Raw genomic sequence first — 16736 nt, 5'->3', positions numbered from 1 at the left:
TAATATGACATATGTCCTTTTTTTATTCTAATCCCTCATTTATACTAATTATGTTAGATAATTTTATCGTTTTAAATATATAATATCTTAGAATATGTACTAGTATACATCATAATGCTTAAAGATGGAGGTAATAATGAGGCGAATTAACAATCTAAATATGCTCCTTTCCTATATAGAAAAATATAACTTAAATTCTATATTTGAAAAAGATATGGTTCAATATATGGAACTCTTTAGCTTTAGCAAAGGTGAATTAGTTTGTTCCAAAAGTAGTGAAATGAACTATATGTATTTTCTTGTAAAAGGTAAACTTAAGCTATATACATTACATGATAATGGCAAATCTATACTACTCAGATTTAACAAACCTCTAAATATACTAGGAGATATTGAGTTTTTAACAGATTTTAAAACTCAGTGTAATGTAGAATCTGTTAATGAATCTATAATTATAGGCATAAAAACAAATGATCTTTTAAGTCATGCATATAATGACTCCAAATTTTTGAGATTTATAATAAAGAATCTCAGCCAAAAGCTATATGCCGTTTCAAATTCAGCTTCAATAAACCTTTTATATCCTCTTGAAAGTAGGCTAGCTAGCTATCTTTTATCAATAAGCTTTGATGAAAATAATTCTACTAATATTAGTGAAATTAAGACTTCAAAATTTACTGATTTAGCTACTTTACTTGGAACTAGTTACAGACACCTGTACAGAATTATTAATGATTTTATTTCTAAAGGCATTATAGAAAAAAAAGGCAGCATAATTGTTATAAAAGATATAGATAAGTTAAAAGAGTTATCTGATGGTAACATGTATGAATAATTACATTGCCTGTAAAACAACATTTGTATCAATTAATTATTTACCCTACATCTACATCTGTACGAAATAAGCGTAAATTACGATGTTTAAAGGAGGATATTTTATGATTGGAGCAATTCTTTCAATACTTGCTGGAATTTTAATAGGTATACAAGGAATTTTTAATACACGTTTAAGTGATAAAATAGGATTATGGGAAACGACAGCTGTTGTACATGCTGTTGGATTTCTTTTTTCTTTGCTAGTAATAGCTATTTTTGCTAAAGGCAATATTAGCAAAATAGGCGAGGTAAACAAGATATATTTATTCGGAGGCGTCTTTGGTGTTATTATAGTTTTCTGTGTTATGAAAGGAATATCTCTACTAGGTCCAACATTATCTGTATCATTGCTTATAATTAGTCAGTTACTAATCTGCACTCTGATTGATACCTTTGGATGGTTTGGAGTAACTCAAGTCAAGTTTGATTTTACTAAGATAGCAGGACTATTCTTAATGATACTTGGTTTAATTGTATTTAAATTAAAAGGGTAGGAAGAAGGTATCCTTAACCTTCTTCTATATCACTAAAAATCTTTTTAGCCCAACCAGCAGCTTCCTCTGCTTTCTTTTCATCACCTTTAGTTGGATCAATAAATTCAATTTCTCCTAATATGTCATTTTCTTTTAATTCATCTCTCATATTTGTAAATGTCTTACCTTTATTACCGCCATTACAACAAAATAAAGCAACCTTTTTCCCATTTATTTTTATTTGAGAAAATAAGGTTTTAAATGCTGGTGCGTAACTAAAAGCCCAAACTGGTGTGCCAAAAATTATAAAGTCATATTCATTAGGATCTTTATCCAATCTTTCAAGCTCAGGTTTTTGTCCAAGTACAACCTGTTTTCCACCCCAAAGGTACTTCATAAAACTTTTGCTTTTAACATCTTTTTTGGCTTTAGCTCTAATAAATCCGCATTAATAGCCTTCGCAATACTTTGAGCAATATACCTCGTGTTTCCCTCAAAGGAATAAAATACTACCAGCTTTTTCATTATAAAATTCACCTCTCAAAACATATATTTTACTTAATTACACAATCTAAATTTATCTATAGATACCCAATCTAGATACTTGATTTATTAAAACTGTTAATAGCTGTGTCTATAGCTAAATTAAATATCAAAGTTATTTAATGATTGTACCTATGAATTTTTCAACTAAATTATATAATTATATTATAGCAATTAATTGATAAAATGCCCATACCTGTTAACTAATGTTAACAACATCAAAGGAGATGGTGAATATATGATAAATGAGAATTTATTAAATATCGTTAAGGTACAAGAAACTCACAGTCAAAATGAAGTAAATGATTTACTTGAACAAGGCTGGAAACTTCTCAATGTTTACACAGGTAGCTTCTCTTATGATGCTAGTGATCAAATCAATATGTATGTATTAGGAAAGCCTAATGATAGATAATATAAAAAATTAAAGGACGGCAGCTCGCCCTCCTTTAATACATAGTATAAGAAAGATAAGTTATAAAACTTTATATTTTAATCTTAAATCATATTGAATAGTGTTCTATGGTAGTAAATTTCATACGTTAATATCATCTAATCTTTTAAATAATTCACTGTACTTATCTAATTTTGCTTTATCCTCAACCTTGTATCCTGAATTATAAAAAATAATATTGCCACTACCTTCATTTAAAGAGTTTGTTCCTTCTAAAATTCTTTTTAGATTTTTTACAGTACCAATGTTTCCATCAATTATATTCGTATGTGATGGAAGTAATTTTCTAAACATATCCTTATAGAAAGAAAAATGAGTACACCCTAAAACAACGGTTTCGTACTTATTTAAGTCATATTTAAATAACTGTTCTTTAAGATAAGGCAATACTATTTGTTCATTGAACTCAAATCTTTCCGAGAATTGAACCAATCCTGGAAGCGGTAATAAATCAACAATATGTTCATTATCTAATTTAGTAATAAGATTTTGTAGTTTTTCTTCTTTTAAAGTCAAAGCAGTAGCAGTTACTAGAACTCGTTTATCTGTATTTTTATTTTTTTCAACAGCAGGTTTTACAGCTGGTTCCATCCCTATAATTGGAATGCTATATTTAGACCTTAAATCTTCAATTGCTACACTTGTGGCAGTATTACAAGCAATAACTATCGCCTTAACCTTCTGTTGGATAATGAATTCTATAGAATTAAAAATATGTTTTTTCACTTCATCTTTCGGTTTTGGTCCATATGGAACATTTAATGTATCTGCGTAATATATATAATCTTCATGAGGTAACATTTTTAGCGTGTCATGCAATACAGTAATACCTCCAATACCAGAATCAAAAAAACCTATTTGCATTTTTATTCCTCCAATAAATAAAATCTATATGTAAATTTAACATTTATGTAGCTTTATTATACCATAATAACAAATCTTTTTGTTTCACGTAATTTACTACAAATGCATATTGCTACTTCGTTATTTCTACAATACATTCCATAAAGTACTTAAAATTCCATATTGATTTAAAAAGCAACTAATAACTTTAACATTTTATCACTTTGATAACTTTTATCATTTTGATAAAACAGTTTATTATCACTTTGATAAAAACAAATTATACTATTTTTTGATAAATACTAACTTTAATCTTTTTCTTTTAACAAAGATAAACTTCTCATTATGATAAACTTCTCAACATATTTCCACATAAAATAGCCATTTACTCTATTGGCATGAAAAATGCTTAATAGAATATATGTAAGTACTTAAAACCATTTTTAAACCCCATATAATTTAACAATCAAACCCTAAAGAAATAGCTCAGCAACAAGCTGAGCTATTTCTTTTGAGTCTTAACTTTTTTATCCTATGACTTACTGGCTCTAACACTCTCATCCCACTTGGAATATGATTACAATCATGGATACATATGCTTTTGTACTTCATATAATTTTCTACGATAATAGATTATATACCGCTTGTACCTATATAAAATAAATAATCTTACCGTACTTAAATAATGAACAAGTTTCTAAAATCAATACAATAATTTGTACACTAATTAAGGAGGCAATTAATGTTAAATACGAAGAAATATCTATCGCTAACCTGTTCTTTTTTCATTGCACTGTCATTAATATCATCAAAAGCATCTGCTGCAGCTTCAAATGTGAGACTAGCTGGTATTGACAGATATGGGACTTCCGTAAAGATATCTCAAGATAGCTGGAGTCAATCAGACTATGTAGTATTAGTTTCTGGAGAAAATTTTCCTGATGGACTTAGCGCTGCACCTTTAGCTAAAAAATATAATGCTCCGATTTTGCTGACAGAAAAGGAAAACTTAAATAATGAAATACTACAAGAAATAAAGCGTCTACAAACAAAAAATGTTTTTATAATTGGTGGCCCAGGGGTAATATCTAAAAATATTGAAGATACACTTACCTCTCTTAACATATCTTGTACTAGATTATATGGACAAGATCGATACGAAACTAGTATTAAAGTAGCCGAAATTGTTGGTTCAAACAATGGAGCATTTATTTGTTCTGGGGAAAACTTTCCTGATGCGTTGTCAGCAGCATCTATAGCTGCTTCAAAGCAAATGCCTATATTGTTTTCTACTTCAAAATTTCTTCCATCTAATGTTAAGAAGTACATAAATGCCAATAGTATAAACAATTTCTACGTAATCGGAGGAACAGGAGCTGTAAGCGACAATGCTGTTAATGGACTTGAAAATGTAAAACGATTAAGTGGAATTGACAGATATAGCACTAATGCAGCAATTTTAAATGAATTTTCAAATGACATAAATTTTAATAATATTTATTTTGCAAGTGGTGAGAATTTTCCTGATGCATTAAGTGGATCCTCTGCAGCTTCAAAAAATTCTGCACCAATCGTATTAACGGATGGTTCCTACTATAGAGCTAAATCCACAATTGAGTCTAATAGTGAGTCTATTTCCTTCGTTAAACTGCTTGGTGGAACCTCCATTATACCTGATTCCTTAGTACAAAGAATACTTAAACCATCTAAAACTTTTTTAGGCTATAGTACATATTATTATTCTGGAGATAACGCTTCCTATAATTCACTGATAAGTAATTCTGACCTAATAGATGAAATAGCAACAGATACCTTTCATACTGATGGATATGGAAACATAAGCGGCGATATACCGGTAGATCAATTAAATTATGCTTCTAAAAATAAAATCTCAACTTTAGCTATGATAACTAATAATTTTGATGGAGATATAGCAAAAAGTGCGCTTGAAAACAGCAGTAATAGAAGTAAGTTAATTAATAACATACTTAACGTGTTAGTTGCAAATAATTATAAAGGCGTTAACATAGACCTAGAGGGAGTTTATTATGATGACAGGGCCTATCTTTCTACTTTTATGAAAGAACTTTATAATGTTCTTCATCCTCAGGGCTTTGAAGTAACAATAGCTGTTCCAGCTAAAACTATGGACAATACTACCGATAACTGGGCTGGTCCTTTTGATTATGCTGAAATTGCTAAGAGTTCGGATAAGATTATACTTATGACATATGATGAACATTGGTCTGGTGGAACACCTGGCCCCATAGCATCTATAGATTGGGTGCAGAATGTAGTAAACTATACCCTTACCGTTGTTCCAAAGGATAAAATAATGGTTGGTATAGCTTCCTATGCATATGATTGGACATCCACAGGAAAAAAAGCAGATGCATATAGCATACAACAGGCATATAATACAGCTGCAAAATATAACTCTACAGTAAAATGGGACTCAACTTCTAAAAGTCCTTACTTTAACTACACCGATAGCTCAGGTGTCTATCATACAGTTTGGTTTGAGAATAGTACGAGCATAGGCTACAAATTAGATATTGTGAATAATTGTGATTTATCTGGGGCAGCAATGTGGAGGTTAGGTCTAGAAAATAGCGATTTCTGGTCAACCATTGCTTTAAGACTAAACAAATAATAATTTTATTCAAATAAATATCTAATTCTACACTTCACTTTATTTGATGCCTTAAAGCTATTTATCAAAGTGATAAAGACTTATCACTTTGATAAGTAACATAAATTGTTGCTCTATGATATATTATAGAAAGCACTGTTAATAAGCTTCAGATAGAGGTTAAATGCCTAAATGGCATTTAACGGGCAAAATTGCCCAGTGGTCGAAGACAAACTCCACCTGAAGCTTAGAAGAAGTCTGTTTATCATTATGATAAATACAAGCAAATAACTTAACGTAAAATACCACTTTTACAGTTGGCACAAAAGTTGCTCAATATATAAATGAACACACTAAGTTTTTATTTTATAAAGAATTTCTTAGATTCAGATTTGGCTCTGCACCTTATCTGAATCTTGGATAATTCCTCTCCAATGTGTAATAATTGAATAAATTAATTTTTGAACTTTTAGTCTTATACACTATGTCTTGGTTTTTTTGAAACTATTTCTATTGCTCTCACCAATTCTGTAATTGCATCGGTCATAAACTGTGATTTAAGTTCGTTGACTTTAGCATATATATTTCCTTTCTCAGTTACAATATACATGGGCTTTAAATTATTTAACGCCACAGCCTTTATATCTTCAACACACAATTCACATTTGCATATATTGTTGTATCGTTTCAAAATATCTGGTATTAAATGATCAACAACAACCTCCATATAGTTTTTAAGCATTTCTATCCCCCTTAGTTAATTATATATTCTTATGCATAGATATTAATTAACATAATATTAACATATAATGTAACAACTTTGAAGATTTAGTAATAAGATTAAATTATACTAATCAATTTTTGTCATAATTAACCATTTAAATTTTAGTAATTATTATATAGAAAAGGGGATGTAAATATAATAATAAAACTGAAGTTTATTTATATTCCCTTTCCTATATCGTGCTTTTCGTTAATGAATAGCTCGCTTTCTGTGTATTTTTCCCGATACTTCTACACTACCAATAGTAACAAGAGCATTTTCATCAAAGCCATGCACAATTGATTTCAATTTAGATATCTCTAAACGTGTTACTACAACATATATTACGTTTGTCGGCCTCCCCATATATGCTCCTTTGCCTTTAAGCAGAGTTACGCCTCTACCAAGCCTGGCCATTATAGCCTCAGTTATATCATTATATTTTTCTGATACAATAAAAACAGCCTTTGATTCATCTAACCCTTCAACAGTAATATCAATAACCTTAAATGCAATAAAGTATGCTATCAATGAATACATGGCTCTATCCCATCCAAAAACAAAACCCGCACTACTTAGTATAAATAAGTTGAAAGACATTACTATTTCTCCAATGGAAAACGACGAGCTTTTATCCATTATAATAGCTACGATTTCTGTTCCATCTAATGAACCACCATTTCGTATTATCAGCCCAACACCAGCTCCTACTATTATCCCTCCAAAAACAGAGGCTAATAATACATCTTGAGTTATACTATCTATAGGTTGAAAAACTGTTACTCCAATTGATAGCATGGTTACTGAAAATAATGTGGAAAGTGCAAATGTTTTTCCGATTTGTTTATATCCTATTAACAAGAAGGGGGCATTCAGTATGAAAATATATACTCCTAGAGGAATTTTGGTTAAATAATTTAAAATAATCGAAATTCCCGTTATTCCTCCATCAATTATATTATTAGGTATGAGAAACACTTCTAAGCCAATTGATACTAAAGTAGCTCCTAGCATCATAAAGAAAATTCTACTTATTAATCGTAAATGCTTATTATGCATTTCTGTCATATATTACCTCCCTTTACTTACTTATTAATATTATATGATGCTTTTTTATTTTTTGTTAAAATAATATACCACTTTAGCAAAATTACTTATAATATACTATACTTATATATACTGAAATTAATGTTTTATTTTTAAGTGAAGATTTTCTTTTCATAGCAAATAAAACTGTTTACGATATTATGTTTTATAATATCGTCAACAGTTTTTATATAATGTTTAAACGAGTTTAAGTTTTCGTAAAGTATTCTCATATTCTTTTATTAAAATACTTTTTTCTTCTCTAGACGCAAAGGAAGCTTCTATTCCATTTTTTATTACCTTTAATATATCCCGCAAAGTAAATCCTTGTTCTTTTATTAGATAATTATATTCGTCAATTATAGATACGTTTGAAACAGTAATATTATCTGTATTTATTGTTACAACTAACCCTTCATTCAAATAAGTCTTTACCGGATGTTCATTATAAGACTCGACAGCCTTTGTGTTTACATTACTGGTTATGCAAACTTCCAAGGGAATCTTCTTATCCCTTAGATATTTAACTGTATTTTCATCCTTAAAGGCATATACACCATGACCAATTCTTTCTGCATGTAGCAATTCAATAGACTTTATTATGTTCTCATGTATGCCAGTTTCACCTGCATGTATAGTACAGTGAAATCCATAACTATTAGCTAAATCGAAAGCTTCTTTATGAAGTTCTGGCGGAAAATCATGTTCATTACCTGCTAGGTCTACCGCGACTATCCCTTTATTAAGATAATTTTTAGATATTTCTACTAATTGCTTACTTGTTTCAATACTCTCATGTCTCATAGCACATACTATTAAATTGGACATTATTCCATACTTTTTCTTGCTATCTTTCATTCCCTTTAAAACTGTCTCTATAACCTCTTCTACTGATAGCCCTTGTTTGATATGAAAAAATGGTGCAAATCTTATTTCAATATATCTGACATTTTGTTTTGAAAGATCTTCTAATAATTCACAAGTTATTCTATATATATGTTCATGCTTTTGCATAACTTTTATTGGTAAGTCAAATTTGTCTAAATACTCTTTTAACGAATTACACTCTCCAAGAATTTTTACGTATTTTTCAAAGTCTACTAATTCTTTTGTTGGAATTTCAATATTTTCCTTTTCAGCGATATCAAGTATAGTTTTTGTCCTTATACTGCCATCTAAATGACAATGCAATTCTGTTTTAGGCAAAGCTTTAACAATTTCTATCAAATCCATTATATCCCGTCCTTATAGTTAATATTTAATGCACAATATTATATCTTGTTTTATCTTGGGATATATTTTATCACAAAAGCTTAATTACTGCATTTTTTTCATTAATTTCTTTAATAAAACCTGTAATAGAAACTATACTTTCAAATAAAGTGAAACTTGAATCAGGTAGTGTTTTAACCCGATCTGATTCTTAGCTGAACGAATCCAGGGATGTAGCCGCTCTTTACTCCCTCTTTTAGAAGAGGGAGTATTAGAGCGGGTAGTCATCGGATAAATGAGACTAAATACTTTACTTTCTAACTAGGGTTTACAGCCATTACCAAAAGCTTTAAAATTATTTATAACAAATAGTTTAAACGGAGGATATTGAAATGAATAATTGTATACTAATGAAAGATTTTAATTTTTCTATAAAACCTTATGAAATATCAAAAAAATTAAATCTTTCTCAGGATGAAAATATTGAGATTATAGAAAACTTGGCAAAAGAAGCTGAAAAAATAGCAGTTCCTAAAGCTGTTTTTAAGGAATGTTTTATATGCGAAAGAGGAGATAACTTTGTAGTGTTAGATGGAATAAAATTCAATAGTAGAGTTATTAGTGTGAACTTAAGCTCAGAAAACAAAGCTTTCCCCTATATAGTTACTTGTGGTACTGAACTCAAACATTGGTGTGATTCTAATAATAATAAATTTGAAAAAAAAATTGCTGAATTTATAACTCAAGAAATCTTAATTCAATGTCATACTCTACTTAAAAATTACATAGAAAAAAACTTTAATACGGGAAGTTTAGCAAGAGTAAATCCAGGTTCCACTGTAGATTGGGATATTAAAGAACAAGAAAATATTTTTAATATTCTACAGGATAAGGTTATCCCTACAGGAGTTGTCCTTGATAGTAATTTCTTTATGACTCCTGAAAAAACCTACTCCGGAATTTATTTTCACAATGAAACTGATTATAAAAATTGCTATATGTGTAATGCTAATGTCTGTCCTTTAAGAGAAAGAAATTATGATGAGAGTTATTACATTAAACACTTTAAGTAGAAGATATTTATATAGATAAAAAAGCATCCGCAGATTTCATTTATATAAATCTACGGATGTTACCTATATTAAATTTAATTACTTATTCTCTTCATAAAGAAACTTTTTAATTCTATAATAACTATATTCATCACCTATTGCTACGAAAATGTCACCTTCTTCAAATGTAGCATGAGGTCCTGGAGAAAGTATCAAATTCCCTTCCCGTCTTATGCCTATTATGGTAGCACTTGTATTTTGCCAAAACTTACTTTCCGATATAGTCTTTCCAATAATATTGAGACCTTTGTCTATTTCAAACTCAAAAGGTACAAAAGGATTAGTACTTGCAAATCTATTGGAATAATCTATAAGTTCTTTAATTGCTCCTTCTATTTTTCTTTCTAATACATTTTTCTCCTCTAGCAAATCTAATACTTCTTTTCTTAATGAATTCACAGAACCTATATCTTTAAATTTATCTATAAACCTTAAACAGTTATCTACGGATTTAACAGTAATTCCACTACCTTTTGCTACTTCTACTATATCCATTTCATGCAAAAGAATAATCGCTCTTCTAATAGTTTCCGGTGAGACGTTATAATGACTTGCAAGAGATGATCTTCCATAAAGCTTGTCACCTATAGAAAAATCTCCACCTACTATTCTATTTGCTATATCAATTGCAATCTTTTGATATACAGGTTTCGTCACATACTCTTCTGACATTTTAAGTTTTGTTTTAAGATGTACTTAATCTTAAAACAATTCCCCCCTTCCAATATGTTGGATTAATTAAATCCATAAATAGTATAGGTTATTCTTTCTATTATGTAAATAATAATTTAACAATTTACTTAAGCTTATAATCATTAACTTTATCTAATATTGATTTACATTAAAACATACGCATTTGAAGTTTTGTACAAAATGTAAACTGATACTTAAAATTGAAATAGACGTATTGGCTATTAATGACAAGTAACAACTTATATGTTACAATAAAGTTGTTACTATATTTTGAAAGAACGCTGAATCCTAAAAAGAACGGGGGAACCAATACTTCGGGGCGAATCTCAATTGAGGTTGGGTAGGAATAACCCTCTTGTCCGAGTCCGTCAGCTAACCTCGTAAGCGTCAAAAGAGGAGGTATTTTATATGATTAAAGTAGGCTTAATAGGTTTAGGTAAAACAGGACAACATATAGCAGAGGGAATTTTAGAACAAGCTAACATGGAAATTGTGGCAGCAATCTGCAGTATGGGGAGTTCAAAAAAGGAATGGACTTAGGAGAATTACTTGGAAAACACGAAATAGGAGTAAAAATAAGCACTTCTGATGAGCTAGAATCTATTATTTTTAAAACTAAACCTGATGTAGTTATAGACTTTTCAAGTCCTAATGCAACTATGGAAAATGTTATAACACTATCTAAAATGAAGGTCAACTTGGTTATAGGTACTACAGGTTTTACTAAAGAAGATATTGATAAGCTTCAAAATATAGCACATAAGTTTAACAACGGCATAGTGTACGCACCTAATATTACCTTAGGTGTAAATGTAGTAATGCTTTTAAGTAATATTGCAGCCAATATATTAAATAACTACGATTTTCAAATTACAGAGATCCATCATAAGAATAAAAAAGACGCACCTTCAGGTACTGCTTTAAAGCTATCCCATGAAATAGAAAATGGACTTGAAACAGCAGGAGTATATAATAAAGATATACCTATTCATGCTGTACGGGCTGGTGGCGTGGTAGGAAAGCATGAGGTTCTTATAATTGGAGAAAATGATAAAATAGAGATAAGCCATGAATCTTTTTCAAGAAAAGCTTTTGCACTAGGAGCTGTTAATGCAGTAAATTATATTTATAAAAAATCTGGATATTATGAAATGAAAGATATATTGGACCTTAAAAAAATATTGTATGGATATATTAATACTTTAGAAAGCGCCTTAGGTTAACAAAAATAAATTCAATTTTAACTCATAAAAATAGGGTTTCAAAATGAAACCCTATACAGTTACCTCTGTATTCTCATTATATTTAGATCTATCATGAACATTCCAAGTGAAGGATAAAAATACTATAGCAAGTACACAAGATACTAAAAGTAGCATAAATCCGCCGTTCCAACCAAACCCATCTACAATTATCCCCATTACTATTTCAGCTACAACCTGTCCTCCCATATATCCAAAGAGGCCTGTAAAACCAGCTGCTGTACCGCCTGCTTTTTTAGGAACCATATCTAATGCGCTTACACCTATAAGCATTACTGGTCCATATATTAATGCACCTATAATTGCTAGTGTAATATTTATAACTATGAGACTACTGCTGTTCCAATAAACAAATACACCTAATGTAACGCCAATCATACAAATTATCCCCATTGGTGCACGACGACCGTTAAATAATTTATCACTTATCCATCCAACTATTATAGTCCCCGGAATTGCTGCATATTCATATATCTGAAAAGCGATAGCTGTATCTTTACTAGTAAAATGTTTTGCTTCTTGTAAATATGTTGGAACCCAATTTATAACTCCATATCTAACTAAGTATACAAAAACGTTTGCAATAGCAATAAACCATAAATACTTATTATTTAATACATACTTAAATAGTATTTCTTTACCTGTCAGTTCTCTTTCTCTATCATCTATATTTACTTCTGGATAATCATTTTTATATTCTTCTATTGGAGGAAGTCCAACAGATTGTGGTGTATCCTTAGCAAATATAATAAATAATATACCGCCAACAATAGCTATTATAGCCGGTAAATAAAACAAACCCTTCCAACTTCCAAACATTGAAACACCAATTAAAGCAATAACAGCTATAAATCCACCACCGACATTATGGGCAGTATTCCATATGGACATTTTAACTCCACGTTCCCCATCAGAAAACCAGTGAGTCATCGTTCTTCCGCATGGAGGCCATCCCATTCCTTGAAACCAACCATTTAGAAGCATTAATATAAACATAGCAGTAATACTTGATGTAATTGGGAAAAATAAATTTACAACTCCCGAAAGTATTAAACCTGCTGCTAAAAAGTATCTTGGATTTGACCTGTCTGATAGATTACCCATAACAAATTTACTTATTCCATAAGATAATCCAAGAGCTGAAGCAACAAATCCCAATTGTGTTTTAGTAAAACCTTGAGTTATTAAATAGGCTTTAGCTAAAGAAAAGTTACTTCTAACAAAGTAATAGATAAGATATCCTATATAGATACTTAAAAACACCTGTATTCTGTATCTTTTATAGGCTGAATCGATTTTTTCTTCTGGCAACCTACTGATATGAGGTGCAGGCTTAAAAATTCCAAACATTTAAAAAGTCCCCCCTTGTATTTTAATATATTTAAACTCTAATTTTAGAGCTTTTCACTTTTTTATGATATAAATATGAATTAAACAAGGTATTCCTCTTCTTCATTAGTTTTTTCTCTATCATGAAGATTCCAAGTTAACGCAAGAAATAATGTTCCTAAAACACAAGCACAAACAAGCATCATAAAAACTAAGTTCCAGCCATTGAATTTAAGGATTACACCTATCAGCCAATCTCCCAAAGCCGTTCCAAATAAATATCCAAACAACCCTGTAAAACCTGCAGCTGTCCCAGCGGCTTTTTTAGGCACTATATCTATAGCTGCAATTCCAACGAGAACTACAGGAACATAGATCAAGCAACCTATAAGCATTAAAGCTATTACATCAACACTATAATTATCTGCTGGATTCATCCAATAAAGTAATATAGCCAATGTCACAAAAGTCATGCAAATGGCTGAAATTGGTCCCCTTCTACCTTTAAAGTATTTATCACTTAACCAACCTGAAACTAATATTCCTGGTATGCCAGCATATTCATATAAAGAATAACACCTTTGTGAAAGCCATTGAGGAGCTCCCTTTACCGTAGTAAGGTAAAGAGTACACCAGTCTAGAACTCCATAGCGAACCATGTACACAAATATATTAGCTATAGCTAAATACCACAAAAACTTGTTATTTAATACATACTTAAACAATATTTCATTTGTACTTAATTCTCTTTCTCTGTCATCTACATTTACTTCTGGATAATCATTTTTATATTCTTCAATTGGAGGCAATCCACATGATTGAGGCGTGTCCCTTAAAAATATAAGACAGGCTATACCTACACATATAGAAATTATTGCTGGGAAATAAAATAGGCTTTTCCAAGTACCAAAAATAATTATTCCAATACCTGATATTGTAGCTAAAACTCCCCCTCCCAAATTATGAGATACATTCCATATAGACATTTTCATGCCTCTTTCTCTATCTGAAAACCAATGAGACATTACTCGTCCACAAGCTGGCCATCCCATTCCTTGAAACCAACCATTAATAAACATGAGAATTATTATTAAATCTATATTTGATGTAATTCCTAGTAAAATACTAATAATGCTGGATAGTATAAGACCTAAAGGCAAAAATATTCTAGCATTACTCCTATCAGAAACAATTCCCATAAAAAATTTACTTAATCCATAGCTGAAAGGTAAAACTGAGGCAGCAAAACCTATTTTTGCCGTATCTAAGCCTCCCTTTGCTAAATAAGGAATTGCTAGTATAAAATTTTTTCTTACAAGATAATAAGCTGCATATCCAATAAATATAGTTGTAAGTACTTGAAACCGTACTTTTCTGTATTCCTTGTCTATATTTTCTTCAGATAAATAAGTTTTAGCAGCTGATGGTTTTAAAAAATTAATCATCTTTAATTAACTCCAAATCAATAATATTTTAATATTTAAAACCATATATAATATTCATATAACAATATTAACATTATTAACATTATTAACAATTTTAACATTATTAACATTATATATAATTTGATACCCATTGTCAACGTTTTCTGAAATTGCCATTTTTTAATAATAAGACTTATTAGTTAATTTTAGTTAGTTTCTAATTTGCCTATTTAAGGGAAGCTGTATAATAAATTCACTGCCTTTATTTAGCTCACTATTTAAATATATACTGCCTTCTAATTCAGATATTATATGCTTTACAATAGCTAAACCAAGTCCTGTTCCTCCTTGATTACGACTTCTAGATTTATCTACCCTATAAAATCTCTCAAAAACTCTTACTACATCTTCTTTTGGTATACCAGCGCCATTATCTTTTACACTAACAAAAGCCTTATCTTCTTTTACATATGATAAAACTTTAATGCTTCCTCCTGGCTGTGTATATTTTATTGCATTATCTATAAGGTTGATTACAGCCTGCTTGAACCAATCCTTATTTTTCACATACAATATAAAATTTTTCTTTATGATTAGATCGATACATATACTCTTTTTACTTGCTGAAGGAGTCAACATATATACAATATTATCTAACTCTTTATATATATTTACTTCCTCTAGATTGTTTAAGGAAGATTGATTTTCTAAATGAGACAACAAAAGTATGTCCTCTATAAGCCTTTTTAATCTTTCTACTTCCTCTGTTATAATCCCTAAAAACCTTTGTCTCTTTTCCCTATCCTCTCCTGCCTTTCTTTTTAAAGTATCTACAAAACCAATTATAGTAGTTAGTGGTGTCTTTAATTCATGAGAAACATTAGCAACAAATTCACTTCTCATTTTTTCAAGATGCTTCATTTCCTGAAATATCCTGTAAAATAATAACTATACCTTTTTCATGTGCCAAGTTTTTAATATCATAATCTATTAAATTAGTATATACTTTATATATTTTATCATCACTATCCGTTAGCTTTAGTTCTCTTTCTTTATGTATGTTATTATTAAATGTTTCTTCAATTAAATTATAGAGTTCTTGTGATTTTATACTAGACTTTAAATTATGTCCTATATTAAAGTTTTTATCTAACTTTAGTATTTTTATTATTGCAGGGTTTGAAAGTATTACATTCCAGTTGATATCAATTACTAATATTCCATAAGTTATACTATTTAAGATTGAATTTAGTTCTAAATTTCTATAATTTAGCTGTGATACTACATTATTTATTGTAGAAGACATATGGTTAAAACTATCTGCAAGTTCTTCAAGTTCATCTTTTGTATTAATCCTTACTTTATAATTAAAATTTCCTTTAGATATCCTTTTAGCCGCATTATTTAACTTCTGTAATGGATTCATCATATTATCTAAAAAAAAGCATCCAATGACTACCGCTACAATAACACCTATAAGTATGGAAATTAAAGTACAGCTTAAAAATACTTTATTAAGGTTATCAAAACCCTTAAGAGACACCCCAAGCCTTACTATAATTGCATTATCATATATTTTTATTGGACTTAATGCTACATAAAGGAACCTCTCACCTTTAATTCTATCGTATCTATCACTGACTGCAGATTTGTTGTGTAGACAATTTTGTATCTCTGGTTTATCAAGCTGATTTTCAAGTATTAAGCTGCTACTGGAATCCGCCAAAACATTCCCCTTATCATCTATAAAAGATATTTGTGCATCAGTTTGAGAAGAAAATTTTTGTGCCATAACAAGATAATTGACTTCAGCTTTTTCATCCACTAAATTTAAAAGAGTATTAGTAATCAATTTTCCATTACTGATAAGCTTATCCTGAAGATTTTTTACATAGTAGGTTCTTACAAAACTTAAGCACAATGCTCCTGTGATTAAAGAACCTACCATTACTAAAATGATATAAGTAATGAATAATTTTCTTCTCATTAAATCACCTATTTCTAATATAATATTTACTTTAAACTACTATTATC

16 protein-coding genes, 1 pseudogene and 1 riboswitch are annotated in these 16736 nt (G+C 29.8%); of the genes and pseudogenes, 6 read left to right on the top strand and 11 right to left on the bottom strand.

The window, feature by feature from the left end; all coding sequences use genetic code 11:
- The first annotated feature begins 136 nt into the window (after window positions 1-136).
- Together RCG18_RS12250 and RCG18_RS12245 are read left to right on the top strand one after the other, a co-directional pair.
- Window positions 137-835 (top strand): cyclic nucleotide-binding domain-containing protein, encoded by a 699-nt coding sequence (locus tag RCG18_RS12250; protein WP_308041557.1) that lies wholly within the window; start codon window positions 137-139, stop codon window positions 833-835.
- Window positions 836-938: 103 nt separating this feature from the next.
- Window positions 939-1370 (top strand): DMT family transporter, encoded by a 432-nt coding sequence (locus tag RCG18_RS12245; RefSeq protein ID WP_308041556.1) that lies wholly within the window; start codon window positions 939-941, stop codon window positions 1368-1370.
- 13 nt (window positions 1371-1383) lie between these two features.
- On the opposite strand, the gene RCG18_RS12240 is transcribed toward RCG18_RS12245, so the two are convergent.
- Together RCG18_RS12240 and RCG18_RS12235 are read right to left on the bottom strand one after the other, a co-directional pair.
- On the bottom strand, window positions 1384-1746 hold the full coding sequence (locus tag RCG18_RS12240; RefSeq protein WP_308041555.1) for a flavodoxin: 363 nt from the start codon (window positions 1744-1746) through the stop codon (window positions 1384-1386).
- On the bottom strand, window positions 1743-1874 hold the full coding sequence (locus RCG18_RS12235; protein WP_308041554.1) for a flavodoxin: 132 nt from the start codon (window positions 1872-1874) through the stop codon (window positions 1743-1745). The genes RCG18_RS12240 and RCG18_RS12235 overlap by 4 nt, the downstream gene beginning before the upstream one ends.
- 196 nt (window positions 1875-2070) lie before the next feature.
- Here RCG18_RS12235 and RCG18_RS12230 point away from each other — a divergent pair, with 196 nt between their 5' ends.
- Window positions 2071-2307: a hypothetical protein gene (locus tag RCG18_RS12230; protein WP_308041553.1), complete on the top strand. Its 237-nt coding sequence runs from the start codon at window positions 2071-2073 to the stop codon at window positions 2305-2307.
- A 120-nt stretch (window positions 2308-2427) separates the two neighbouring features.
- Here the strand turns inward: RCG18_RS12230 and murI are convergent, their stop codons facing one another.
- Window positions 2428-3210, bottom strand: a complete 783-nt coding sequence (gene murI / locus RCG18_RS12225; RefSeq protein ID WP_308041552.1) for a glutamate racemase — start codon at window positions 3208-3210, stop codon at window positions 2428-2430.
- Between the two features lie 721 nt (window positions 3211-3931).
- On the opposite strand from murI, the gene RCG18_RS12220 reads away from it, so the two are divergent.
- On the top strand, window positions 3932-5842 hold the full coding sequence (locus RCG18_RS12220; RefSeq protein WP_308041551.1) for a cell wall-binding repeat-containing protein: 1911 nt from the start codon (window positions 3932-3934) through the stop codon (window positions 5840-5842).
- 454 nt (window positions 5843-6296) lie between these two features.
- Here RCG18_RS12220 and RCG18_RS12215 read toward each other — a convergent pair whose 3' ends face one another.
- From RCG18_RS12215 to add, 3 genes are all read right to left on the bottom strand, one after another.
- On the bottom strand, window positions 6297-6563 hold the full coding sequence (locus RCG18_RS12215) for a late competence development ComFB family protein (RefSeq protein ID WP_308041550.1): 267 nt from the start codon (window positions 6561-6563) through the stop codon (window positions 6297-6299).
- A 231-nt stretch (window positions 6564-6794) separates the two neighbouring features.
- Window positions 6795-7652, bottom strand: a complete 858-nt coding sequence (locus tag RCG18_RS12210; protein ID WP_374119091.1) for a YitT family protein — start codon at window positions 7650-7652, stop codon at window positions 6795-6797.
- 216 nt (window positions 7653-7868) lie between these two features.
- Window positions 7869-8903, bottom strand: coding sequence for an adenosine deaminase (gene add / locus RCG18_RS12205; protein ID WP_308041549.1), 1035 nt, complete (start codon window positions 8901-8903; stop codon window positions 7869-7871).
- A gap of 371 nt (window positions 8904-9274) precedes the next feature.
- Here add and RCG18_RS12200 point away from each other — a divergent pair, with 371 nt between their 5' ends.
- Complete coding sequence (locus tag RCG18_RS12200; protein WP_308041548.1) at window positions 9275-9955, top strand: hypothetical protein; 681 nt, start codon at window positions 9275-9277, stop codon at window positions 9953-9955.
- Between the two features lie 78 nt (window positions 9956-10033).
- Here the strand turns inward: RCG18_RS12200 and RCG18_RS12195 are convergent, their stop codons facing one another.
- Window positions 10034-10666, bottom strand: a complete 633-nt coding sequence (locus RCG18_RS12195; protein ID WP_308041547.1) for a TrkA C-terminal domain-containing protein — start codon at window positions 10664-10666, stop codon at window positions 10034-10036.
- A 290-nt stretch (window positions 10667-10956) separates the two neighbouring features.
- A riboswitch (cyclic di-AMP (ydaO/yuaA leader) is annotated at window positions 10957-11090 on the top strand.
- A 5-nt stretch (window positions 11091-11095) separates the two neighbouring features.
- On the opposite strand from RCG18_RS12195, the pseudogene dapB reads away from it, so the two are divergent.
- Window positions 11096-11910: pseudogene (gene dapB, locus RCG18_RS12190) on the top strand (4-hydroxy-tetrahydrodipicolinate reductase).
- A gap of 51 nt (window positions 11911-11961) precedes the next feature.
- On the opposite strand, the gene glpT reads toward dapB, so the two are convergent.
- The 4 genes from glpT to RCG18_RS12170 all read right to left on the bottom strand — a co-directional run bounded on the left by glpT (window position 11962) and on the right by RCG18_RS12170 (window position 16689).
- Window positions 11962-13299 (bottom strand): glycerol-3-phosphate transporter, encoded by a 1338-nt coding sequence (gene glpT, locus RCG18_RS12185; RefSeq protein ID WP_308041546.1) that lies wholly within the window; start codon window positions 13297-13299, stop codon window positions 11962-11964.
- Between the two features lie 80 nt (window positions 13300-13379).
- Window positions 13380-14723: a phosphoglycerate transporter protein PgtP gene (gene pgtP / locus RCG18_RS12180; RefSeq protein ID WP_308041545.1), complete on the bottom strand. Its 1344-nt coding sequence runs from the start codon at window positions 14721-14723 to the stop codon at window positions 13380-13382.
- A gap of 189 nt (window positions 14724-14912) precedes the next feature.
- A complete protein-coding gene (locus RCG18_RS12175; protein WP_308041544.1) occupies window positions 14913-15623 on the bottom strand; it encodes an ATP-binding protein in 711 nt (236 codons plus the stop codon).
- The gene (locus RCG18_RS12170; RefSeq protein ID WP_308041543.1) at window positions 15610-16689 is read right to left on the bottom strand and encodes a HAMP domain-containing protein; all 1080 of its coding nucleotides are present in this window, start codon (window positions 16687-16689) and stop codon (window positions 15610-15612) included. Before RCG18_RS12170 ends, RCG18_RS12175 begins: the two co-directional genes overlap by 14 nt.
- Between the last annotated feature and the right edge of the window lie 47 nt (window positions 16690-16736).

This window comes from Clostridium sp. OS1-26, assembly GCF_030915445.1.
Taxonomy (GTDB): Bacteria; Bacillota; Clostridia; order Clostridiales; family Clostridiaceae; genus Clostridium_AM.
Note: the sequence above shows the minus strand (reverse complement) of the source record. Positions and strands in the feature narration are given on the sequence as shown.

Excerpts from the sequence above, each read along its gene's own strand:
- RCG18_RS12250 (WP_308041557.1), top strand. The coding sequence starts at position 137 with ATGAGGCGAATTAACAATCTAAATATGCTCCTTTCCTATATAGAAAAA.
- RCG18_RS12245 (WP_308041556.1), top strand. The coding sequence starts at position 939 with ATGATTGGAGCAATTCTTTCAATACTTGCTGGAATTTTAATAGGTATA.
- RCG18_RS12240 (WP_308041555.1), bottom strand. The coding sequence starts at position 1,746 with ATGAAGTACCTTTGGGGTGGAAAACAGGTTGTACTTGGACAAAAACCT.
- RCG18_RS12235 (WP_308041554.1), bottom strand. The coding sequence starts at position 1,874 with ATGAAAAAGCTGGTAGTATTTTATTCCTTTGAGGGAAACACGAGGTAT.
- murI (WP_308041552.1), bottom strand. The coding sequence starts at position 3,210 with ATGCAAATAGGTTTTTTTGATTCTGGTATTGGAGGTATTACTGTATTG.
- RCG18_RS12220 (WP_308041551.1), top strand. The coding sequence starts at position 3,932 with ATGTTAAATACGAAGAAATATCTATCGCTAACCTGTTCTTTTTTCATT.
- RCG18_RS12215 (WP_308041550.1), bottom strand. The coding sequence starts at position 6,563 with ATGCTTAAAAACTATATGGAGGTTGTTGTTGATCATTTAATACCAGAT.
- RCG18_RS12210 (WP_374119091.1), bottom strand. The coding sequence starts at position 7,652 with ATGACAGAAATGCATAATAAGCATTTACGATTAATAAGTAGAATTTTC.
- add (WP_308041549.1), bottom strand. The coding sequence starts at position 8,903 with ATGGATTTGATAGAAATTGTTAAAGCTTTGCCTAAAACAGAATTGCAT.
- RCG18_RS12200 (WP_308041548.1), top strand. The coding sequence starts at position 9,275 with ATGAATAATTGTATACTAATGAAAGATTTTAATTTTTCTATAAAACCT.
- RCG18_RS12195 (WP_308041547.1), bottom strand. The coding sequence starts at position 10,666 with ATGTCAGAAGAGTATGTGACGAAACCTGTATATCAAAAGATTGCAATT.
- glpT (WP_308041546.1), bottom strand. The coding sequence starts at position 13,299 with ATGTTTGGAATTTTTAAGCCTGCACCTCATATCAGTAGGTTGCCAGAA.
- pgtP (WP_308041545.1), bottom strand. The coding sequence starts at position 14,723 with ATGATTAATTTTTTAAAACCATCAGCTGCTAAAACTTATTTATCTGAA.
- RCG18_RS12175 (WP_308041544.1), bottom strand. The coding sequence starts at position 15,623 with ATGAAGCATCTTGAAAAAATGAGAAGTGAATTTGTTGCTAATGTTTCT.
- RCG18_RS12170 (WP_308041543.1), bottom strand. The coding sequence starts at position 16,689 with ATGAGAAGAAAATTATTCATTACTTATATCATTTTAGTAATGGTAGGT.